19 protein-coding genes are annotated in these 20,400 nt (G+C 68.7%); 10 read left to right on the top strand and 9 right to left on the bottom strand.

Going from position 1 to position 20,400, the window contains the following annotated elements; genetic code table 11:
- The first annotated feature begins 12 nt into the window (after positions 1-12).
- The 3 genes from ABTW65_RS24630 to ABTW65_RS24640 all read left to right on the top strand — a co-directional run bounded on the left by ABTW65_RS24630 (position 13) and on the right by ABTW65_RS24640 (position 2,958).
- Positions 13-1,377 carry an NAD(P)-binding protein gene (locus ABTW65_RS24630; RefSeq protein ID WP_350665066.1) on the top strand — a complete coding sequence of 455 codons (1,365 nt, stop codon included), beginning with the start codon at positions 13-15 and terminating at the stop codon, positions 1,375-1,377.
- A 96-nt stretch (positions 1,378-1,473) separates the two neighbouring features.
- Positions 1,474-2,109 carry a hypothetical protein gene (locus tag ABTW65_RS24635; RefSeq protein ID WP_350665068.1) on the top strand — a complete coding sequence of 212 codons (636 nt, stop codon included), beginning with the start codon at positions 1,474-1,476 and terminating at the stop codon, positions 2,107-2,109.
- A 3-nt stretch (positions 2,110-2,112) separates the two neighbouring features.
- Positions 2,113-2,958 (top strand): hypothetical protein, encoded by an 846-nt coding sequence (locus ABTW65_RS24640; RefSeq protein WP_350665070.1) that lies wholly within the window; start codon positions 2,113-2,115, stop codon positions 2,956-2,958.
- A gap of 37 nt (positions 2,959-2,995) precedes the next feature.
- Here the strand turns inward: ABTW65_RS24640 and ABTW65_RS24645 are convergent, their stop codons facing one another.
- Positions 2,996-3,964, bottom strand: a complete 969-nt coding sequence (locus ABTW65_RS24645; protein ID WP_350665072.1) for a hypothetical protein — start codon at positions 3,962-3,964, stop codon at positions 2,996-2,998.
- A gap of 53 nt (positions 3,965-4,017) precedes the next feature.
- Positions 4,018-4,467 carry a hypothetical protein gene (locus ABTW65_RS24650; protein ID WP_350665075.1) on the bottom strand — a complete coding sequence of 150 codons (450 nt, stop codon included), beginning with the start codon at positions 4,465-4,467 and terminating at the stop codon, positions 4,018-4,020.
- 158 nt (positions 4,468-4,625) lie between these two features.
- On the opposite strand from ABTW65_RS24650, the gene ABTW65_RS24655 reads away from it, so the two are divergent.
- Both ABTW65_RS24655 and ABTW65_RS24660 read left to right on the top strand, forming a co-directional pair.
- Positions 4,626-5,216 (top strand): hypothetical protein, encoded by a 591-nt coding sequence (locus tag ABTW65_RS24655; protein ID WP_350665077.1) that lies wholly within the window; start codon positions 4,626-4,628, stop codon positions 5,214-5,216.
- On the top strand, positions 5,213-6,736 hold the full coding sequence (locus ABTW65_RS24660; protein WP_350665079.1) for an FAD-dependent monooxygenase: 1,524 nt from the start codon (positions 5,213-5,215) through the stop codon (positions 6,734-6,736). The genes ABTW65_RS24655 and ABTW65_RS24660 overlap by 4 nt, the downstream gene beginning before the upstream one ends.
- A gap of 25 nt (positions 6,737-6,761) precedes the next feature.
- Here ABTW65_RS24660 and ABTW65_RS24665 read toward each other — a convergent pair whose 3' ends face one another.
- Positions 6,762-7,091 (bottom strand): hypothetical protein, encoded by a 330-nt coding sequence (locus ABTW65_RS24665; RefSeq protein WP_350665080.1) that lies wholly within the window; start codon positions 7,089-7,091, stop codon positions 6,762-6,764.
- A gap of 204 nt (positions 7,092-7,295) precedes the next feature.
- Here ABTW65_RS24665 and ABTW65_RS24670 point away from each other — a divergent pair, with 204 nt between their 5' ends.
- Entirely contained in the window at positions 7,296-7,805 is a 510-nt protein-coding gene (locus tag ABTW65_RS24670; protein WP_350665082.1) for a GNAT family N-acetyltransferase, read from the top strand.
- Between the two features lie 81 nt (positions 7,806-7,886).
- On the opposite strand, the gene ABTW65_RS24675 is transcribed toward ABTW65_RS24670, so the two are convergent.
- Both ABTW65_RS24675 and ABTW65_RS24680 read right to left on the bottom strand, forming a co-directional pair.
- Positions 7,887-8,537 (bottom strand): GNAT family N-acetyltransferase, encoded by a 651-nt coding sequence (locus tag ABTW65_RS24675; protein WP_350665085.1) that lies wholly within the window; start codon positions 8,535-8,537, stop codon positions 7,887-7,889.
- A gap of 115 nt (positions 8,538-8,652) precedes the next feature.
- The gene (locus ABTW65_RS24680; protein WP_350665087.1) at positions 8,653-10,776 is read right to left on the bottom strand and encodes an MMPL family transporter; all 2,124 of its coding nucleotides are present in this window, start codon (positions 10,774-10,776) and stop codon (positions 8,653-8,655) included.
- A gap of 132 nt (positions 10,777-10,908) precedes the next feature.
- Between ABTW65_RS24680 and ABTW65_RS24685 the strand changes: the two genes are divergently transcribed.
- The 4 genes from ABTW65_RS24685 to ABTW65_RS24700 all read left to right on the top strand — a co-directional run bounded on the left by ABTW65_RS24685 (position 10,909) and on the right by ABTW65_RS24700 (position 16,141).
- A complete protein-coding gene (locus ABTW65_RS24685) occupies positions 10,909-12,045 on the top strand; it encodes a sensor histidine kinase (RefSeq protein ID WP_350665089.1) in 1,137 nt (378 codons plus the stop codon).
- Positions 12,042-12,710 carry a response regulator gene (locus ABTW65_RS24690; protein ID WP_350665091.1) on the top strand — a complete coding sequence of 223 codons (669 nt, stop codon included), beginning with the start codon at positions 12,042-12,044 and terminating at the stop codon, positions 12,708-12,710. Before ABTW65_RS24685 ends, ABTW65_RS24690 begins: the two co-directional genes overlap by 4 nt.
- A 124-nt stretch (positions 12,711-12,834) precedes the next feature.
- A complete protein-coding gene (locus ABTW65_RS24695; RefSeq protein WP_350665093.1) occupies positions 12,835-15,690 on the top strand; it encodes a metallophosphoesterase in 2,856 nt (951 codons plus the stop codon).
- Positions 15,691-15,805: 115 nt separating this feature from the next.
- A complete protein-coding gene (locus ABTW65_RS24700; RefSeq protein WP_350665096.1) occupies positions 15,806-16,141 on the top strand; it encodes a RidA family protein in 336 nt (111 codons plus the stop codon).
- 22 nt (positions 16,142-16,163) lie between these two features.
- Here the strand turns inward: ABTW65_RS24700 and ABTW65_RS24705 are convergent, their stop codons facing one another.
- The 4 genes from ABTW65_RS24705 to ABTW65_RS24720 all read right to left on the bottom strand — a co-directional run bounded on the left by ABTW65_RS24705 (position 16,164) and on the right by ABTW65_RS24720 (position 20,352).
- The gene (locus ABTW65_RS24705) at positions 16,164-18,083 is read right to left on the bottom strand and encodes a caspase family protein (RefSeq protein ID WP_350665097.1); all 1,920 of its coding nucleotides are present in this window, start codon (positions 18,081-18,083) and stop codon (positions 16,164-16,166) included.
- The gene (locus tag ABTW65_RS24710; protein WP_350665099.1) at positions 18,080-18,487 is read right to left on the bottom strand and encodes a hypothetical protein; all 408 of its coding nucleotides are present in this window, start codon (positions 18,485-18,487) and stop codon (positions 18,080-18,082) included. Before ABTW65_RS24710 ends, ABTW65_RS24705 begins: the two co-directional genes overlap by 4 nt.
- Positions 18,488-18,613: 126 nt before the next feature.
- On the bottom strand, positions 18,614-19,216 hold the full coding sequence (locus tag ABTW65_RS24715) for an antibiotic biosynthesis monooxygenase family protein (protein ID WP_350665101.1): 603 nt from the start codon (positions 19,214-19,216) through the stop codon (positions 18,614-18,616).
- 125 nt (positions 19,217-19,341) lie between these two features.
- Positions 19,342-20,352, bottom strand: coding sequence for an SDR family NAD(P)-dependent oxidoreductase (locus tag ABTW65_RS24720; protein WP_350665103.1), 1,011 nt, complete (start codon positions 20,350-20,352; stop codon positions 19,342-19,344).
- Between the last annotated feature and the right edge of the window lie 48 nt (positions 20,353-20,400).

Raw genomic sequence — 20,400 nt, forward strand, 5'->3', positions numbered from 1 at the left:
TTTGGTGGAGGCATGAGCCGCACGGTCGATGTCGACTATCTGGTGGTGGGTGCCGGCGCCATGGGGATGGCGTTCACAGACGCTCTGATCGAGCACGCCGACGTGCGGGTGGCGATGGTCGACCGCCGCCACGGCGTCGGCGGGCACTGGCTGGAGGCGTACCCGTTCGTACGCCTGCATCAGTCCTCCGCCTTCTACGGTGTCCCCTCGACGCTGCTCGGCGGCGGGCAGCTGCAGCAGCGCGGACCCGAGAAGGGGCTTCAGGAGCGGGCCACCCAGGCGGAGATCTGCGCCTACTACGCCCGGATCCTCGACGGGATGGTGGATTCCGGCAAGGTCGAGTTCTTTCCGAACAGCGAGTACGTCGGCGACGGTGCCGTCGTCTCGCGCATCTCGGGGGAGCGCTTCGAGATGCCCGGGGCGCGGATCGTCGACGCCCGCTACCTCGCCCCCAGCATCCCCGCCGAGAAGCCGCCGCCGTTCGGGGTCGGCGAGGGTGCTCGGGTGCTGCCGGTCAACGATCTCGCCCGACTCGAGGAGACGCCGAGCCAGTACGTCGTCGTCGGATCCGGCAAGACCGCGACCGACGCGTGCATCTGGCTGCTGTCGCGTGGCGTCGATCCCGATGCGATCTGCTGGGTGCGGCCGCGGGACCCGTGGATGTTCAATCGGGCCGTCGTCCAGCCCGATCCCTCGATCTTCCTCGGCATGGCCGCCGACACGATGCAGATCGCCGAGAGGTCGAAGTCGCTCGAGGAGCTGTTCCTCGGGCTGGAGGACGCCGACATCATGCTCCGCATCGACCGATCGGTCATGCCGACGATGGCCAAGGCGCCGACGCTGGCGACGTGGGAGCTCGAGCAGCTGCGTACTCTCGAGAACGTCGTACGCCGCGGCCACATCCAACACGTCGACCGCGGCAGCCTCACCTTCGCCGACGGATCCCTGGCCATCGCCGACGACGCCCTGGTCGTGCACTGCGCGGCGGACGGCCTGAAGTATCCGCCGCTGCTCCCGGTCTGGCGCCCCGAGGCGATCACGTTGCAGCCGATCCGCGCCGGATTCCCCTGCTTCGGTGCTGCCGTCACCGGGTACGTCGAGGCAACCCGCGACACCGACACGGAGAAGAACCGGCTCTGCCCGCCGAGTCCGTTCCCCGACTCGATGGCGACCTGGGCGAAGATGAATGTCTTGGGCACTCAGGCGGCGATGTCGTTCTCGTCCGAGCCGGACATCAAGGCGTGGTCGGACGGCGTCGCGCTCAACCCGGCCCGGGTCCCGCCCGGGTATCCCGCGTCGGCCGCCCTCGACGACGCACGGGAACGACTGGCGCGGCACACCAAGCCTGCTCTCGCCCAGCTGGCTCAGCTGATCTGAGCGCATGATGACCGGCCCGGATGTCCGCCAGGTGCTACCGCCCACGGGTATCAGCGGCGAGCGGCCGTACCTCCTTGATCTCAGGAGGTGTTCATCATGGTGTTGAACGGTTCGCTCCTCGCTGTCATCCCTTGTGCGCTCCTGCTCTTTGCCGCCTGCGGCTCGTCCGACGGAGAGTCGGAAGTCGGCGTCGCGGAGGCGACCTCGGATGAGACCGGACAGGAAGATCCCGACCCCGACGACCCAACCGATCCCGACGAGCCGGTGGTGAACGTGCCGACGCTTCCGATCGGCGGCGGGTCGTACCCTCTCGACGGCACACCCGGCGTGGTCTGCGCCGACGTCAGCTGGCTCTGGCCGAGCGGCGACGACCCGTCGGTTCCTGAGGGCGTCTCGATCGTCGTCACCGGCTACGAAGTAGACCCGGAGGTCTTCGAGCCGGCCGACGCGGCGTGCGACGGTGCGTCCTGCCTGGACGGATTTGTCTTCAGCGCCGACTCGACCAGCTGCCAGGTGGCGATGCTCTCACTGGTTCCCTGGACCGATGAGCAGGAGGGCGAGGACGCCGTGCTTCGGCTCAGCGGCGAGATGACCTGCTCCGCCGAGCCGTGCGAACTCGAGGACGTCGAGGGTGGCGATACCGAGGCGTTCCTCAACGCGCCGGAGGTCGACACGGAGTCGGAGGAGTCGGAGGAGTCGGAGGAGACCACGGACCCGACCGAATCCGGCTGAGCCATGACCGACACGCCGCCGACGGGGATCGACCGCTGGGTGAGCCTGGCGACGAGCTTCGTCGCGCCGGTGACCCTGATCAGCGGCGTCTTGTTCTACTTCGGGTACGTCGCCGCCCGCGCCCAGTACGACTACTTCGGCCTCGACGTCGACGTGATCGGCCTCAGCACCCGCGCCTACGTCATGCGCAGCCCGCAGCCGCTGCTGACCCCGATGCTGATCCTGGTGCTGGGTGGCGTCGCGGTGGTCGCCTTCCACCATTGGGTTCGGCGACATGCCGTGGAGGGTTGGTTTCGTCCGCTGGTCACCATCGTCCTCAGCGTCGGGCTGGTCCTCATGACGGTCGGAACGCTGCTGCTGGCGGGTTTCACTCTCGTCGGTGGCTGGGCCTACTACTCCCTGGTGACGCCGGTCCTGCTCGGTGGTGGCGCGGCACTCGTGGCGTACGCCCTGCGGCTGCGCGGCGGCCGCCTCGAACCGCGCATCGTGCTGCTCTGGGTGGGCGTGGCCGCGTGCGTGATCTGGGCGACGGCCACCACCGCGCAGTGGACCGGCCGTGGCCTGGCGATGGAGCAGGCCCGCAACCTGCGCAGCCTGCCCAGCGTCGTCCTCGACACCCGCGAGCGGCTGCACGTCCCGGCCACCGCAGGAGTCGAGGAGGTCGTACGACCTGATGCCGGTGAGGACGACTACCGCTTCCGCTACTGGCGCCTGCGGCTGCTGATCCAAGGAGACGATCGGATGTTCCTCGTGCCCGATACCTGGAGCGCCGGCGGCACCACCATCCTGGTCCGGCTCGACGACGACGTACGGGTCCAATTCCAGTTCCGGAACTCCCCACCGGACTAGCGCTGACGTGGAGAAGAACCAGCTTTGTCCCAGACGGTCAGCTCGTGGGCGTCAGCCTGGACTGCAGGCTGACCCAGGTGGCATCGATGCTGACGTAGGGGTTCGGTCGGGTTCGTCCGGTGGGTCCCCAGTCGGCGAAGGTGCCGTCGCTGGCGATGACGTCCACTGTGCGGGCGGTGCGGATCTCGGCCGGATAGCCACCGTCAGGGAGTCGTTTGCTCTCCAGCAGCGCCAGTGCGTCAATGCAGCGGGGGTCGCGGATGTGTCCCGTTTCGGCCATCACGGTCAGGGTGGAGAGGACGTCGTAGAACCGGATCGGCCACTGGATGCGCAGCGGGTCGCGTCCCCAGTCGGGGTGGATGGGGGCGCCGTCGTGGCGTCGCCACAGCAGGCGGCGCTCGAGCAGGAACTCCGCAGCTCGATCCACGGTGTCCGCCAGCTGCGCCTGGTGTGTGGTCAGGTCGGACCGGTGGTGGCGGGCCAGGCCACGCAGCGGGAGCAGGGTCTCCTGGACCGAGGAGGTGCGGGCGCTGGGGTTCTTGTCGCAGTTCCAGCCGCCGTCGGGCCACTGCCATTCCACCAGTCGGGCGGCGAGGACCTCGGTCCGCTCGTCGGCCAGACCCAGCTCGTGCAGGTACCACAGGGTCAGGCCCTCCTGGGAGGCGCAGCGCCTGACGCGGTCGCCCTGACCCGGCAGCACCGCGGTCGAGGGCGGGCGCAGGTGGCGGGGAGCGAGCAGCCAGTCGAAGACCTGGTCGACCAGCGGGCTCAGCCCGGTGTCGCCGGGCGGGTAGCCGAGCTCGGCCAGCCCGGCGAGCGTCCAGTGCGGACCCTGCCACTTGCGGTAGGCGCCGGTCTCGTTGCCCTTGCGGAGGGTGCCGTCGGGGTGGCGGTGAGCCAGCATCCGCCTGACGTTGTCGCTCCCGGCCACCAGCCTGCGGCGCTGCTGTTGGGCGGGGTCGTCGTCATCGACCCGGGCGAGCAGCCGGTGCGCGCGCCACGCCACCGACGGCTCCGGACAGGACAGCAACCCGAGAGTCCAGGGATCGATCCCGCCCATCACCGCCGTTGGCCCTGCTGCCCCGATGCGATGCGGACCAGGGTGACAACCTGGACGATCGCACCGATCGCGGTGCCGAAGACGCCGAGGGCCAGCGCGATGTAGATGAGCCACTCCCAGCCGACCCATTGCCCGTCGAGATCGAAAGGGAAGACTTGCCAGATCCGTGTCACGGACACGAATCCGACCAACACGTTGACCAGCTCGCCGGTGGCCTTCACCGCCGGCCGATCGTCGGCGACGTACACGAGGTTGACCAGTACGCCAGTTGCGATCGAGGCGTAGACGAACGGCAGCACCTCGGTGGTCTCCGCGGTGAGGAACGGCACGACCTCCCATCCGGGCCACACTGCGATGAGCCAGGCCAGGGTCAGGTTGACCAGGACGGCAACGACGTACCCGAAGCGGCGCACCTGTGTTCGTGGCCGGCGGGTTGTGGTGATCGTCATGGCGACCTCCTTCCTCACTCATCGTCGCGCCGCACCCGGCCACGAGGGGAGGGTCCTTTGAACCTGCCGGGCAGGACCTGGGCGCCTGGTCTGCCACGACGTCGACGCGTTGCCTTGGAAGCACCACGTCGTCGCCCTTCGGACGAGAGGATCCGCAGATGCACACGGACAGGCTCAACTCGAACCCCGTCGGCTCCCGATCAGGACCGCTGCCGCCCTCGGTGGCGTGGCGTGCGGTGGCACGCTGTGTCGTCGAGTCGGCGCGGATGCTGGCCACCGGGACCGTGCGCTGGCCGCGCGGCAACGTGGGGCGGCGACTCCGGTTCGCCGACGGGACCAGCGGTGAGGTGTACCGAGAGACAGTGGTCGCAGCGCCACCTGTCGAGCCGTGCCTTCTGGTCGTGTGCTTCCGGCTCCGCCTGGTCCGCGGTCGCGGACACGTACTGTTCCGGTGGGAGAGCTGGCTGAACACCCCGTTGTTCGTGGGGTTCCCCGGATTCGTCTCCAAGCTCTGGCTCGCCGACGACGAGCACGGCCGCTACCGCGGGGTCTACGAGTGGGACGGTGCAGACCTCGCCGATCACTATGCCCGGTCGCTGTGGCGGGTGCTCGCGCTGGTGAGCGAGCCGGGATCGATCGACTTCCGCATCGTGCCCGGGGTGCGACGCGACGAGGCGCTCGCGGATCCGGGTCTGCTCGACGCCGACCCCTCGGCCCCCGAGTGGTGGTGCCCGGCCGGTACGTCATGAGCGCACCCGACGTGCTCGTCGTCGGGGCCGGGCCCACCGGTCTCGCACTTGCGCTGCAGGCTCACGAGCACGGCGCCACGGTGCGTGTGGTCGATCGCCGGAGCGAGGCGCTCCGACCCTCGCGAGCGATGATGGTGCACTCCAGGACCCTTGAGTCGTTGCGTCCGCTCGGGGTGACGGCAGCCCTGCTCGACCGTGCCGACCGGAACCCGCGCGCGCAGCTGCACCTCGGGAGCCGGGTCGTGGACGTCGCGCTGGGGGAGGCGGCCATGCGGCGCACGCCGTACCCGCACCTGACGATGGTGCGGCAGGCAGACGTGGAGGAGATCCTGCAGGACGCTCTGCGCCGACGAGGAGTCGAGGTGGAGTGGGGAGTGGAGCTCGACGCGTTGGAGGTGGCCGACGAGCGCCCGCGTGCGACGCTGAGAACGACGCATGGCCACGAGCTGGTCACGCCTCGCTACGTCGTCGGCTGTGACGGCCCCGCGAGCAGGGTGCGGAACACCGCGGGAATCGCCTGGAAGGGCGGCCCGTACCGCCAGGAGATCGTGCTCGCCGACCTCGAGCTCGAGGCCGACCTCACGCCGGACGTACTCCATGTGGTCGCCGGGCGCGCGGGCCTGCTCTTCCTGTTCGCGCTCGGCGAGGGAGCGACCTGGCGCCTGCTCGGCACCCGCCCGGCCGGCGATGGGGACCAGCCCTACGGCCAGCCAGGCGACGCGGTGCCCGCCGCCGAGGTGCAGGCACTCATCGATGATGCCGGGCTGGAGGCACAGGTCCGGGAGATGCCGTGGTCGGCGAAGGTGCGACTTCAGCATCGTGTCGCCGGCGAGTTCCGGCACGGGCCCCTCTTCCTCGCCGGGGACGCCGCCCATACGCACTCACCGGCCGCCGCCCAGGGCATGAACACCGGCATCATCGACGCCGTCAACCTCGGCTGGAAGCTCGCGTACGCCGACCGCGCGGGCCCCGCGCTGTTGGACTCCTACGACCGCGAACGTCGGCCCGCAGCGCGGCAGGCGCTCGCCCTCACCCATACGGTCTTCTTCGCCGAGGCATCCACCCACCCGTTGCCGCAGTTCCTGCGGGGGAGGGTGATGCCTCTGCTGGCACCCCTGCTTCCCGTGATGGTGCGACAACCGCACGCCATGGCTGCCGTCATCACCCTTCTCTCGCAGCCGTGGGTGCGTTACCCGGGCAGTGCTCTGTCGGTGGCGGACGGCCTCCTGGCCCGAGGACCGCGCCCCGGCGACCGGTTGCCGGATAGCGTCGTCATGTGCGCCGGTCGGCAGACGCGGCTGCACGACCTCACGGCCTCGCCCGGCGTACACCTGTTCCTGGCGCGCGAAGCCGAGTGCGCCGAGCTCGACCGCCTCGGTCCTCGCGTCACCGCCCACCGCATCGACAGCTGGCCCGGCACGGGCGTCACCGCCGTACGTCCGGACGGTCACGTCGGCTATCGATCGGCGCGTGGCGCGCACGCTCTCACCGACTGGCTGGAGCTCCTCGGAGCGACGTGAGATCTGAGCCTGTACCTACGAGCGGTCAGTGGCCTCTGCACGCCTCGCCGGGAGACGGCACGAACTCCTTGAGTCCGGCTCGGGCGAACATGCCGTAGCTCTGCGTCCCGTGGAAGCGGTCGACGCCGCCCGGGCTCTGGTTGCCTCGTACGGCCAGCCCGTCGTCGTCGAAGCCCTCCGGGTTGCCCTCGATGGCGTCTGCGGTGTCCTGGCCCGAGTACACGCACTCCGACGAGGCGCGGTCCGGCGCGGGGATCTCGCCGCCGTTGCCGTTCACCTCTCCAGCGCTCGCGGCGCCGGCTCCCGCCAGCACGAGTCCTGCCGCCATGGCACAGCTTCCGATCCAAACCTTCATGATCTCTGTTCCTTCCGTCTTCGATGGCCCTGACCTGTCCTGCCGTGCCACCGAGCTGTGGTTGGCGGTCCGCTCAACCAGACGAATGGCCGGAAGGCCGAGATGTCGTTCTAGGGCTAGCACCTTCATCATCTGTCCGGTCTCGGCGTGTTGCTATACGCCAATCTGGGGGCTTCCCATATGAGGCCGGTAGCGTCAGGGCGCATGAGTAGTGCGTCGGTCCCCAGCGAGGCGCTGCGGGTCGTGACGTGCGAGACCGACGAGTCGCTCGCCGCGGCCAGCGTCCTGTTCAACCAGTACCGCCACCACTACGGCGAGCCGCCGGACGCGGACGGACGCACCATCGGCTGGCTCACCGACATGGTCCAGTCGAAGATGCTCACGATCTACACGGCCTTCGTGGACCCGTCGGTGGACGCATCCCCGGTCGGCCTGGCGACCAGCCACGCCGTCCCTGCCTCTCTCACCATGGGACAGTTCTGGCAGCTGCGTGACCTGTACGTCCTCCCCGGGGCCCGCCGCAGGGGAGTGGCAGCCGCGCTGATGAGCGCCGTCCGTGAGGCGGCGCTCTCAGCACGCGCTACACGCCTGTCCCTCGTGACCGAACCCGACAACCAAGCCGCGCTCGGCCTCTATCGAAGCCTCGGATTCAGGCCCGTCGAAGATCTGGCATCGCTCAGCCTCGACCTAGCTCCCTATGAGGTGGGGGAGTAGGGCGCTTGTCGACGGGACGTCCGCGAGCTGATTTCGCGGCCGCCTCTGCCATCTCGCGCTGCGGAGCGGATCCACGGGTGGTCATGCAGTCGGCGGCGGAGACCAGACCATGGTCTGCTGATGAACTGACCGCCCCTGGTACCTGACCCCTGGAACCAGGGGTGTCGAACCGTGCGAGACAAATCCGCACTTCTCGAAGAACCGCGTTGCACGGGTGTTCTCGACCAGTGTCTGTAGGTAGCAGCCCGGGCTCTGTGCGTGCACGAGCCAGTCCTGCCAAGCGCGCATCAGGTCCATGGCGACGCCGGTGCCACGCGCTTCTGGAGCGAGGTTGATGTGTAGGTGGGCGGGCCAGCGTGGATCCATGGCTTCGCCGGAAGCGGACTCGATACCTCGCAGTTTCGCCGCGCCCATATCAATGAGGCTACGGACGAAGAACGGCATCGACCGCGGCCTGAGCATCACCTTGTGGCGGGTGATCGCTTGGGTCAACAGCTCGTCCTCGTCAGGGAGCAGCGCACTGTCACGGCAGCCGGTGAGGTAGCCGACGAGGTCGCCGTCGACCTCGGCGAGGAAAAGGGTCTCGGGGCAGTGCTCGATGTAGGGGTCGAGGTAGACCATCTGCTCGGAGGGTAGGTGTCTCCACAGCTCGCCGCTGGGGGAGTCGGCGCCCGCTCTGGTGAAGAGATCGACGAGCGCGTCGTGGTCAGCGGGCGTGTAGGTCCTGATCATGCGGCTCCTATTGCGGGGGATATCCGGGACGCACCAAGACCCGTGCCAAGAGGCTAACCGACCCGCCGGCTCGTGCCGGCCAAACGCGTCATGGTGAATGATGCCGTACGCCGGATCAGACCGTGGGTCGGGAAACAACCGACTCTTCCTCGACCGGCTCCTCCGACGCAGAGTCCAGCTCCGGCAGCAGCCGATCCAGCCACTTCGGCAGCCACCAGTTCGCGTTGCCCAGAAGCTTCATGGTCGCGGGGACCAGCATCAGCCGTACGACGGTCGCGTCGAGGAAGATGGCCGTGGCCAGGCCCACTCCCATCATCTTCACCACCGGGTCGCTGCCGAGGACGAAACCCGAGAAGACCGCGACCATGATCAGTGCGGCTGCGGTGATGGTGCGGCCGGTGCCGGCGATCCCGGTGATGACCGCGCGGGTGTTGTCGCCGTGACGGCGGTATTCCTCGCGCACCCGCGACAGCAGGAACACCTCGTAGTCCATGGAGAGCCCGAACAGGATCGCGAACATGAACAGCGGGATGAACGACACGATCGGCACCGTCGACTCCACGCCGATCAGGCTGGCTGCCCAGCCCCACTGGAAGACCATGACGAGGACGCCGTACGCCGCACCGACGCTCAGAAGGTTCAGCACGACCGCCTTCAGCGGCACGAGCACCGACCGGAACAGCAGCGTGAGCAGGAGGAACGACAGCAGCAGTACGGCCGCCACGAAGCGTGGCATCCGCTCCTGCACCCGGTCGCCTAGGTCGGCGAAGGTGGCGGTCTGACCGCCGACATGGGCGGTCGCCGAGCTGTCGTCGAGCACCGTCGGGAAGACCTCACCGCGCAGCCTCGTGACGGTCTCCTGGGTGGCAACGTCCTGGGGCGAGGTCGTCGGCTGAGCCACCAGCGTCGCCACGCCCGCGGCGAGATCGATGGTCGGTTCGGCGACAGCGGTGATGCCCGGGTCGGCGGCGATCGCCTCGGCCAGCGGCGCCACGACGGACTTGTCCTGCGAGATGTCGACCGCGATCACCAGCGGCCCGTTGGCGCCAGGCCCGAAACCGTCGGCGATCAGGTCGTACGCGCGGCGTTCGGTTCTCGACTCGGGCTTGGTCCCGTCATCCGGGAAGCCCAGGTTGAGCGCGAGAACGGGTGCGGCCAGGGCGATCATGAAGACCGCTCCGCCGACGAGGTACGCCGTCGCGTTGCGGGTCACATGAGCGCCCCACTGGTACCAGCCGGTGCTCGGCCGGTGCGCTCCATCCCGACGCCGGCGTCCGTTGATCCGATGCCCAGCCAGTCCGAGAAGTGCCGGCAGCAGGGTGACCGAAGCGAGCACCATCACGAGCACCATCGCGGAGATGGCGACCCCACCACCGGTCACGAACGGGATCCCCGCGACGAGCAGCCCGAGGATCGCCACGACGACAGTGCCGCCGGCGAAGATCACGGCCTGTCCTGCTGTTGCCAGGGCTCGGCCCACCGATTCGGGAACCGGCATCCCCGCAGCCAGGTTCTCGCGGTGCCGAGTGACCAGGAACAGCGCGTAGTCGATACCGACGCCGAGCCCGACCATGGCCGCGAGCTCCGGCGCCCACGCCGGGATGTCGACCAGATACGTCACCAGCTTCATCGAGGTGATGCCGATGACCAGACCGAACAGCGCCATCCCGATCGGCAGCCCCATCGCGACGAAGGAGCCGAAGGCGATCAGCAGGACGATCATCGCGACGATGATCCCGGCCACCTCGCCGAGCCCGGTGGGTGCTTCCTCGAACGCGAAGAACAGGTCGCCGCCGGTCTCCAGCGTCAGCGACGACTCCTCACGCAGGTCGGCGACGGCGTCCTTGAGGTTGTCCAGGTCGGAGGCCTCGAGGTGCTCGATCGCCGGGTACTGCACCCGTACGAGCGCGATGTCACCGTCCGGCGAGACGCTGCTCGTCGTGCCCAGCACGCCCGGGAGCTCCGCGAGTGCCGCCTCCACGGGCGCCACCTGCGTCGTCGCGTCTGGTGCTTCGAGCACGACATGGGCGCTGATCCCGCCTTCGTCGGCCTGGGCCTCGGAGAGCAGCTCGGCGGCTTGGTAGGAGTCGAGGCCGGGGGCCTCGAAGCTCTCCTCGAGCTCGCGCCCGAAGGCGGCGGAGGAGGCGATGACGACGAGCGCGAGAACGACCCAGGCGCCGATGGCGGTCCAGGGACGGGTCGCGGCTGACCGGCCTAGCCGGTAGAGGAAATTGGACATGCCTCCACCGTGGCCCGGCGACGAACGATCCACATCGGGCCAAGGAGCAGTGGGCTCCTCGGCCGAAAGTACGAGGAGAAGCTCGTGCTTGTGCCCCGTACGTCGAGGCCGTCCGCTCGCTAGGGTCGAGAGGTGGTGACCGCCTTCGTCCGCTCAGTCCTGGCTGAGCCCCGTGCCCCAGACCCGCCAGCGCGGATGTGGTGGGACTGGGCCTTGGTCGGCGCCCTGCTGGTCACGGCTGTGGGCGAGGCGATCTTTCGCCCCGACGTACCGTGGCGCCCTTTGGCCGCCGTGGTCACGCTCCTGGTGATCCCGGTCCTGCTCTGGCGGCGTACTCATCCACTCCTGGCGACCGTGGTCGGATTCGGCGGCGGTGCGATGGTGCTGCAGATCCCGACGATCCTCGGCGGCGTCGGAGAGGTGGGGCTCAACACTATGGCTTGCGTCCTGCTGTTGCCTTACTCGTTGTACCGCTGGGCATCAGGACGCGAGGCTCTGATCGGTACGGCGATCGTCGCCGTGCCGGTGACTCTGGGACTCGCCGCGACTGAGAACTTCGGAGACCTGATCGGCGGCGCCACCGTGGTGGTCGCGTCGTTCGCACTCGGGGCCGCGATGCGCTACCGCGCGGTGGCGCGCCAGCGCGAGGTCCAGCAGGTCCGTACGCTCGAGCGCGGCGACCTCGCCCGCGAGCTGCACGACACCGTCGCGCACCACGTCTCCGCCATCGCGATCCAGGCCCAGGCGGGGCGAGCGGTGGCGGCCACCGACCCGGCCGCGGCCCTCCAGGCGCTGGCCGTGATCGAGGCCGAGGCGTCGCGTACGTTGTCCGAGATGCGCACGATGGTCCGAGTGCTCCGCGACGGCGACGAAGCGGCAGATTACGCACCGCAGCGGGGCATCGGCGATCTGGACGAGCTGACCCGGATGAGCCCCCTGGTGCGGGTGCAGTGCGTGGGCGATCTCGCCGACCTGCCGCAGCCGGTCGAGGTGTCGGTCTACCGGATCTGTCAGGAGTCGGTGACCAACGCGATCCGGCACGCCCTCTACCCCACGAGGGTCAGCGTGGAGGTCCGGGGCGAGGCCGGCGTCGTCGAGGTGCGTGTGCACGACGACGGAGAAGCGGCCCGCCTCTCGAACAACGTGGGCTATGGCCTGCTCGGGATGGCGGAGCGGGCCAAGCTCCTCGGCGGCGTGTGCCAGGCCGGGCCGGACCCGGCCGGTGGCTGGACCGTCGAGGCGACCCTGCCGCGCGAGGTGTCGCGGTGACCAGCCAGGGGACCATTCGAGTGGTGGTCGCCGACGACCAGCTCCTCGTGCGTACCGGTCTCACCATGATCCTCAACGCACAGCCCGGGATCGAGGTCGTCGGCGAGGCGACGGACGGTCACGAGGCGGTGGCCGTGGCACGCGAGCTGCGTCCCGACGTCTGCCTCTTCGACATCCGGATGCCCGGCATCGACGGCGTCGAAGCCACCCGCCGGCTCGCCGGCCCCGGTGTTGAGGACCCCCTCGCCATCGTGGTCATCACGACCTTCGATCTCGACGAGTACGTCCACGGAGCCCTCAAGGCCGGCGCCCGAGGCTTCCTCCTCAAGGACGCCGGTCCCGAGCTGCTGGTCCAGGCGATCCACGCAGCCGCGAACGGCGACGCGCTCATCTCGCCCAACATCACTCGCCGCCTCCTCACCACGCTGGCCGGCCTGGAGCGAGCCACCCCGCCGGCTCAGCCGATCGAGCCGCTCACCGAGCGCGAGGAGGAGGTCCTCCTCACCGTCGCGCGCGGCCGCACCAATGCGGAGATCGCCGAGGAGCTGAAGATCACCCTGAGCACGGTGAAGACCCATGTCGCCGCGCTGATGAACAAGCTCGGCGCCCGCAACCGCGTCGAGGTCGCAATGTGGGCGTACGAGACGAAGCGCGTGAGGGAATAGAGTCAGTACCGCGTCTTGGGTAGCTGGCTTGCGCTACCGTCGCGCCGTGCCGGGATCTGTTTAGACCTGTTGCATACGGTCGCGCGGTTCAAGCCGACCGGTCCGTCCTGCAAAGGGGATGTCCATGACTCTGGGCGATGACTCCGAGACCGGGCGCGAGGACTGGGCGCGCACGCGGGACTACTTGCAGAACGACCCGACCAAGTGGAACAGCCTCTCCTGGATCGCCGCGCGCACCCTCATCGACTCGGTCAACGACGTCTTGGGACGCGGTACGCAGGGGCTCGTCGAGAACCTGCGTGCGCACTGGACGAAGAAGGACAAGCCCCTGACGATCCCCGCCACCGGGGTCTCGAGATTCCTCGTCATCGGCGACACTGGCGAGCAGGACCCGTCCCAGTACGTGGTCGCGCCCGCTTTGGCGCGAGCCGCGGAACAAGCCGGCTTCGTGCTCGTCCTGAGCGACGTGATCTACCCGTCCGGGAACGTCAACGACTACGTGGACGGCTTCTACAAGCCGTACCGATCGAACCGGGTGGAGGGCCTCAAGGCGCCCGCTGACGTACGGGACGACTTCGCGCTTCCTGAGGACGTCCCGGTCTACGCGATGCCGGGCAACCACGATTGGTACGACGGCCTCTACGGCTTCGCCCACCAGTTCCTCTACCCGGCGGACGCGCCGCCGACCTGGCCCAGCGAACTCCTGGCTCCGTCATTCGACGAGCCGCTCGGGCGATGGCAGCTGATCCGGGACCGCTTCGGCCGCATCATGTGGCGCACACCCAGCGAACCGGCCGGCATAGCCGTGCCGGCGCGGTGGGGCGAATCAGATGACCAGCCGGCACCAGAAGCCCAGTTGCAGCCGGCGCCGTACTTCGTCATCGAGACCGAGCACGTGGACCTGGTGTGCATCGACACCGGCATCGACGGGACCATCGACGGACCGCAGTTCGACTGGCTGAGCTCGCTGAGCGGTGAGAAGCCGAAGATCCTGATGACGGGCAAGCCGCTGCTCGTCAACGGTGAGCGCCGGAAGGGTCAGGTGTCTGGGCGACCTGGCGAGACCGTCTACGACGTCGTGACCGATGAGAAGCACCGCTACGTCGCGACGGTGGGCGGTGACACCCACAACTTCCAGCTGTACGACCCGACGAGGAAGGACAGCTCGCGCGACGGTCTGTGGCACATCGTCAGTGGCGGTGGCGGTGCGTACACCCACGCGACCCATCCCATCCGGACGGCCACCTCGGATGCACGAGCCGAGCTGCGATTCTGTCCGACCAAGCTCTTCCCACGATCGGCCGAGTCCCTGGCGTACTTCGCCCAGCAGCTGGTGCCCAGCATCTGGCGGCTGTTGCTGACCGTCGTGCTGTTCGGCGGGGGAGTGGTCTTGGGCCGGTGGCTCGCCGAGACAGGGTGGAGCCGTGAGCTCCAGCTCTGGGATCAGCCCGTGCGAGTCGGTCCCGGGGGTGCGGCCATCGCCGCGATGATCGTGCTGATGCTGCTGCACCAGTTGCCGCAACGTCCCGGACGCAGTCGCTTCGTACCCCGCCTGCTCCTGCGTCTCGAAGCGCTGGTCGCGGGGGTGCTGGCGACGCTGTTCCTGCACCACTACCTGCCTGATGCGGCAGGCGCGCTGCTGGTGCTGTTCGGGGCGAGCACCCTGTGGATCTGCCTCAACGCCTGGTGCGTGCGCTGGTCGAGGTGGTGGAGCCCCGTCGAGCGGGTGCCCGGTTGGCATCACGTCGCGTTCGCGTGCGTGCTGGCGGCTCTCGTGATCCTGGCTCTGTTGCCGATGGGCTTGGACGCGGGAGGCTCGGACGACGGACGTACGGTGTCCTGGGTCCTCGTCGTCGCGGTCGACCTCTACGCCGTCCTGGCGATCATCGGGTGGCGGAAACGGATCGTCACCACCGTGAACGGCGCGAGGGCCGCGCGCTGGCTCGAGCGCTCGGTCGTGTGGGCCCTGCTCGCCCAGGCGGCCGTCGTCTCGGGCGAGATGTTGCGCGTGATGAGCGGCGAGGGCCTGACCGTGCTGTTCCTCAGCGGCCCGCTCGGACTCGTGCCGTTGGCGGTGATCGCGGTGGTGGTGCTCGCGGCCGTTCTGGCCCCGGACTTCCTCACCCGCCGCCTGCACGAGGACCCCGTACGCCGGGCGCGGGCCTGGCACACCTGGCGGCGTTGGCTGGCTCAGCCCCTCGTGTTCCTCGCGGCGCCGGTGACGCTGGTGCTCTGGTGGTGGGTAGCCGACGCCGTCGACTCAGAGTGGATGCGGGCCGCTTTCGCCCTGCCGGCGCTCATCACGGTCGCCGCGATCGGCATGCTGGTCGTCGACTGGATGCGACGCGAGCATGCGCGCCTCTACATGCCGCTGTTGGTCGTCGCGGTCCTCGCCATCGGGGTGCTCCTGCTGGGGGCGGCGGTTCCGGGCCTGCTCGACGTACCGGGCTTCGAGGCGCCCGGCCGGCTCGCGAACGAGCTCCGTACGTGGTGGCCGGCGGTGGCGGTCGGCGCGGCCCTCTTCACTGCCGTCGCGGTCGGTGCGTCGGTCCTCCTCGCCCACATGGTGTTCCTCGGCGCCTACTCGCTGATCGCGGACCCCAAGGCGTGGGTGAGTCCCCGCTACCGCCAGGGCGGCCCGACGCACTACGACTTCATCAGCGAGGCGGCCGCGACGGCCATCATCGACGCTGAGCAGGAGGGCGGCCAAGGTGGATCGGTCGAGGGCGTCGATCGGCAGACCAGACGGCGGGCGCAGATCGCCTTCCCCGGCCTGAACCCGCCGTTCGGGCCGATCCAGAAGTTCGTCTCCGAGATCTACTCGCTGGACGAGCCGCCGTTCTTCAAGCACTTCCTCGAGTTCGAGACCTCACCCACCGAGGTCGTGGTGAAGATCCACCGTGTCCGTGGCGACCAGCCGGTTGAGATCGAAGAGGTGGCGAGGATCAGTCTCCCGGTCGCGGCCGTCGCACTTGACTGATCGCTCCCAGCCGCGAGCCCGAAAACGAATGCACAAACGGATCCAACCTCGTCTTCAGTCAGGAGAAGCAACATGCCGCGCCAGGTCATCGCCACCGAGAAGGCGCCTAAATCGTTTGTTCAGCCAAGCAGTCAAGGCCGGACCGTTCGTGTTCGTCTCCGGCACCGTCGGCATCGACCCGAGCAGCGGCCGCCTCGCCGGTGGGACGATCCAGGAGCAAACGCGACAGGCATTGACCAACTGCCAAGCGATCCTTGAAGCCGGTGGCGCCAGTCTTGACGACGTCGTGGAAGTCGGGATCCTGCTCACCAACCCTGCAGACTTCGACGGCCTCAACGAGGAGTGGGCGCGTTGGTTCCCGTCCGATCCGCCCACGCGCTACGGAGTGAAGCTCGGCGTGGACGTCCCAGGGCTTCTCGTATCGATCCGCATGACGGCTTACACCGCCTGACCGAGCCGACCAACGCGAACCCTCAGGTTGTGCCGGGCCCCGCGCCGCCCCGTATCAGCGACTGATGCATCTGCCATGCAGCGAAGGCGACCAGCAGGCCCCCGGCAATGCCGACCCACCCGGCGGAACGCACCTCGCCTTCCTCGCCGATCGCCACCCAGGCCGCTATGACGACCCCGACGTAGTGGACTGCGGTGAGGGCACCGGCAGAGATCAGGACGGCGGTGGCGAACCGACGCCGGGAGGAAAGAGACAGCATGCCGAAGGCCAGGCAACCGACCACTGCCGCCGGCTCGAAGATGAACTCGGCGCTTGCGCCTTCCTCGACCTCGGTCCAGTACGAGCTGAAGCCGTCGTAGGGGATGAACAGCGCGAGGGTGGCCAGTCCAGCGCCGGCCATGGCCGATACAAGCCAGACGGGCTCGACCGGACCAAGGTCGCGATCCCTCGGCGACACGCTCAAACACGCTCGGCCTGCCACGACAGCCCCCACTCCGCCGCACACGACAAGAACACCCAGAACAACACCGATGGCGCCGACGTCCTCGAGGGAGAACTTCACCAGTCCGATGCCGGCGGCGCCCATGAGCACCCCGACCACGATGAACAGTCCTGCTGCGTCGGCTGTAGCGAGCTGCGCACGGCGGATCTGGCCCGCAGCGAAGAGGAGAGCAAGGGCGGCAAGCCCTGCCTCGAACGGCGTGACGACCGCGAACGAGTTCCAGGATGTCGGGGCCTCGGCCAGCATCGGCAACGGAACCGCAGCCAGGACCCCCACGGCAGCTATTGACGCGGCGGCCGGCACCCACGCGGGTGGCCTGGGCTCGGTAGCTGCCACTGGCCGCGGGCTGTGCTCGGGCTCGCGCGCGACGGCGGCTTCGGCTTCGGCTGCCGGTGCGGGTGTGTCTGGTGGGGGCGGCACGACTGTCGGCTGCTCCGGGGCGGCCGGTGGGGCCGGTGACGGTTGGGGCGAGGCCTCGGCGGGCCTACTAGCTCGTTCGGCCGACCCTCGTACGACACGCTGTGGGTCATGCTCAGCCATGTCGTCCAGCGCCATGCGGGCCGCGGCGCCGCGAGGGGAGTCCGCGTCGTCCAGCAACGCGGCCAGCTCCTCCACTGCACCGAGACGCACATTGGTGAATGGACTCGAGATGGCACCACGCAAGTCGGCCAACAGGTCCACCGGTTCAGGTGGGCGGTTGCTGCGGGCGAGGTAGAGGTCTCCCTGCACGTCGAAGACCCACTTGCCCGGAGTCTGCGACGGCGTGACGGCCCGCACCCGGTCGAAGGCGAAGTCGTACAACTCGTCGACCGACACGAAACCGTCACCATCCCGGTCCGCCTCGCCGGTGGCCAGACCCTCGACCAGAGCCGATGTGAACACCGACGGCTTGCCCTGGCCGGCAAGCTGGTCGCCCTCGAATGAGTACTCCATCGCGCTCGACGCCGTCAGCACGATCCGCCCGCGGCCATCGAATCGCTCCATGATGTCCATGCGCTCATCGCCGCGAGTCATCATCCCGCGCGCGAACGCGCCGCTGTAGCAGCAGTCCAGGAGCAGCACGATGCGCCGGGATCGGCTCTTCGTCATCTGCCTGTTCACGTAGTCGGCGGGCAGCGACGTGGCATCCAGGTGGCCGATCTCGGTGTCCGGCGTAGCGAAGTAGAGCCTCCCGTCCTCGTCCTTCACCCCGTGGCACGAAAGATGCAGCAGGAGAAGATCGTCAGGGCTGCGGTCATCGAAGAAGCTGGAGACCTTGCGCCGGACCACATGCTCCGGCTCGTTGAGTGACACCTCGACCTCAAAGCCTCCGATCTCGGCGTTCCGGAGCACGCCTGCCAGTTGCTCGGCGTCGGTGGCGGGCGCGCGAAGCCTGCTCAACCGCTGGTCGAGGTACGTGTCGTTCGCCACCACCAGCGCGCTGCGCCGTCCCGCGGTCATGGCACCGGTGAGGAAGCAGGTGGGTCCGGCTCCGCTGACCCGTGCAGGGCTGCGACGAACTCATCGATGAGTCGATCCTGCTGCTCCCGCGACGCCGAGTCGATCTTGAGTGTCTGGTCGCCGATGGTGAGCTCGACCGCGTTGGCCCCGCGAGTAGAGGACATCCACCCCCGTATCACCCCCACGATGGCGGTCACGGCGACCAGCGGCTCCTGGAAGGCGACAAGCAGAACCCCGATCGCCGCGACGTCGATGCCACGGGTGCCAGCAGGCGCCTCGCCCGCGCTCGCGCGTTCGACATCATCGACGCCGAGGTCCAGCAGCTCCCGGCGCAGGACCGAGCTGAGCTCATCGAGACGCTCCACATCAGGATCGTGGATCGTGATGGTCATCTGGCGACTCATCCGCGGCTCCTCGCTTCATCAAAACTCCCCCTAGGGTCAGTGTCCTCCCAGACCGGGGGCTCGTCAGCGGATTCACCGACACGGTGGCCGAGCCCGGCCACGGCGGGCTCGGCGAAGTCGTGGACGTCAGGCCATCTCGGGGACGTGCAGGTGCGCGTACGCGAGGTCGAACTCGTGCACGTCGGCGATCTCGCCGCCCGCGTCGCTCGCGGCCCGGCTGCGCATGTCGTCGGCCGCCGAGCGGCTGGCTTCCATCGCGGCGCGGGACTCCCAGGCGGTGGTGGCGCAACCCAGGCCGGACGACCGGTTCACCAGCAGGCTGGCGCTGCAGAATCCATCGGTTTGCTCGAGCTCGGGAAGGATCCCTACCCGGAAGGTCTCGGCCATGGCGTCCAGGTCACCCTGCAGCCAGCTGACTCGGGCGCACTCGCCGTGATGGCTACGGTGCATGACGACGATCTCCCACTCGTCGATCTGCATGGAGCCGCCGAGGATGTCCTTCCCTCGATCGCGTAGCGGGCGAAGCTGGTCATCGCTGGCGCGCATGGCCGCCTCGTCTTCCCACGAACTTGTTGCGATGCACTGCCCGGTCTCGCGGTCGACCAGCATCGAGAGGCCGCGACAGCCCTCGACGCTGTCGAGCATGGGCCCGACCTCGTCCTTGACGAATGCGATGCCCGCGTCGATGTTGCCGGGGTTCCCGTGGAACGTACTGGAACGTGCGTACACGGCCCGCTCCTTTCTAGAACAGGGCAGTGCCCGGACCGGCACCGCCGGTAGTTTCCTGTCTACTCCTCTGGGCGCAGGGACGCCATAGCCAAGCTCTGCGGTTCTCTCGATTCGTCAGGGGACCTCTATGCCTGGAGGGCGCGACCAGCAGCACGGGGGCTGATGTGGCCGGCCTCGACGAGCCAACGAACGGTGTCCCGCATGGATTCAGCCAGAGATCGTCCGCTGACCCCGAGTTCGTCGGACGTCGCCGAGTAGTCGACACGGGTACGTTGCGCGACGAGCCGGCAACCCTCCAACGCGTGCGGAAGGAACGACCAATCGGTGCTGTAGCCGAGCTGCAGCACCGGAAGCGCGGCCCGGAGCGGCAGGCGTACCGCGGGGAGTCGGCGTCCCGTCACGGTGCGAAGCGTCTCGTGCGGCGTTGCGACGTTCTCCCCGGGAACGAGGTAGCGCCGGCCAGGCCGCGTGAGTGCGGCGACCACCACCTCGGCGGTGTCTCGTACGTCCACCCACTGCATTTCGCCTCGTGGCCATGTGGGAAGTCGACCGAGAAGGATGTCACGGATGACCTGGTCGCTCTCGCCGAGGTAAGGGTCGTGGGGGCCCAAGATGCCGCCCGGGTAAACGATGGCGACCGGGGCGCCAGCCTGCTGTCGCTCCCGGGCCGTACGCTCGGACTCCACCTTGCTCTGGGTGTAGGGGCCGAGGATGACACCCATTGGGCTCTGGTGGTCCAGAGTCGCATCGGGTTGCAGGAGCGCAGCGATCGAGGACACGTGGACGATGCTGCGGCAACCGGCGTCGATCGCCGCGTCCAGGACCGTGGACGTGCCGATGTGGTTCTCGCGGACCATCCGGTCGGCGTCTCTGCGCCGGTACGAGAACGTGGCGGCCGCATGGATGGCTTGGTCGCAGCCGCTGACCGCTTCCTTCACGGCTCCGGCTTCGGTCATGTCGCCGCGGACCACCTGGATGCGCGGGTCGTCCGGGTCCACGCCGAGCGCCGCTAGGTTCTGGCGCAGCTTCGCGGGGGTCCGTACGAATGCACGGACCTGCTGGCCCTGATCGAGGAGGCGTTGGAGGATGTGGAGACCGAGGAACCCTGACGCTCCCGTGAGCATGACAACGCTCATGAACCGCAGTCTAAGTCCGTCCTGGCACCGCCAGCATCGCTCATGCGG

Source organism: Nocardioides sp. NPDC127503, from assembly GCF_040302165.1.
GTDB lineage: Bacteria > Actinomycetota > Actinomycetes > Propionibacteriales > Nocardioidaceae > Nocardioides.

Excerpts from the sequence above, each read along its gene's own strand:
- ABTW65_RS24630 (WP_350665066.1), top strand. The coding sequence starts at position 13 with ATGAGCCGCACGGTCGATGTCGACTATCTGGTGGTGGGTGCCGGCGCC.
- ABTW65_RS24635 (WP_350665068.1), top strand. The coding sequence starts at position 1,474 with ATGGTGTTGAACGGTTCGCTCCTCGCTGTCATCCCTTGTGCGCTCCTG.
- ABTW65_RS24640 (WP_350665070.1), top strand. The coding sequence starts at position 2,113 with ATGACCGACACGCCGCCGACGGGGATCGACCGCTGGGTGAGCCTGGCG.
- ABTW65_RS24650 (WP_350665075.1), bottom strand. The coding sequence starts at position 4,467 with ATGACGATCACCACAACCCGCCGGCCACGAACACAGGTGCGCCGCTTC.
- ABTW65_RS24655 (WP_350665077.1), top strand. The coding sequence starts at position 4,626 with ATGCACACGGACAGGCTCAACTCGAACCCCGTCGGCTCCCGATCAGGA.
- ABTW65_RS24660 (WP_350665079.1), top strand. The coding sequence starts at position 5,213 with ATGAGCGCACCCGACGTGCTCGTCGTCGGGGCCGGGCCCACCGGTCTC.
- ABTW65_RS24665 (WP_350665080.1), bottom strand. The coding sequence starts at position 7,091 with ATGAAGGTTTGGATCGGAAGCTGTGCCATGGCGGCAGGACTCGTGCTG.
- ABTW65_RS24670 (WP_350665082.1), top strand. The coding sequence starts at position 7,296 with ATGAGTAGTGCGTCGGTCCCCAGCGAGGCGCTGCGGGTCGTGACGTGC.
- ABTW65_RS24675 (WP_350665085.1), bottom strand. The coding sequence starts at position 8,537 with ATGATCAGGACCTACACGCCCGCTGACCACGACGCGCTCGTCGATCTC.
- ABTW65_RS24680 (WP_350665087.1), bottom strand. The coding sequence starts at position 10,776 with ATGTCCAATTTCCTCTACCGGCTAGGCCGGTCAGCCGCGACCCGTCCC.
- ABTW65_RS24695 (WP_350665093.1), top strand. The coding sequence starts at position 12,835 with ATGACTCTGGGCGATGACTCCGAGACCGGGCGCGAGGACTGGGCGCGC.
- ABTW65_RS24705 (WP_350665097.1), bottom strand. The coding sequence starts at position 18,083 with ATGACCGCGGGACGGCGCAGCGCGCTGGTGGTGGCGAACGACACGTAC.
- ABTW65_RS24710 (WP_350665099.1), bottom strand. The coding sequence starts at position 18,487 with ATGAGTCGCCAGATGACCATCACGATCCACGATCCTGATGTGGAGCGT.
- ABTW65_RS24720 (WP_350665103.1), bottom strand. The coding sequence starts at position 20,352 with ATGAGCGTTGTCATGCTCACGGGAGCGTCAGGGTTCCTCGGTCTCCAC.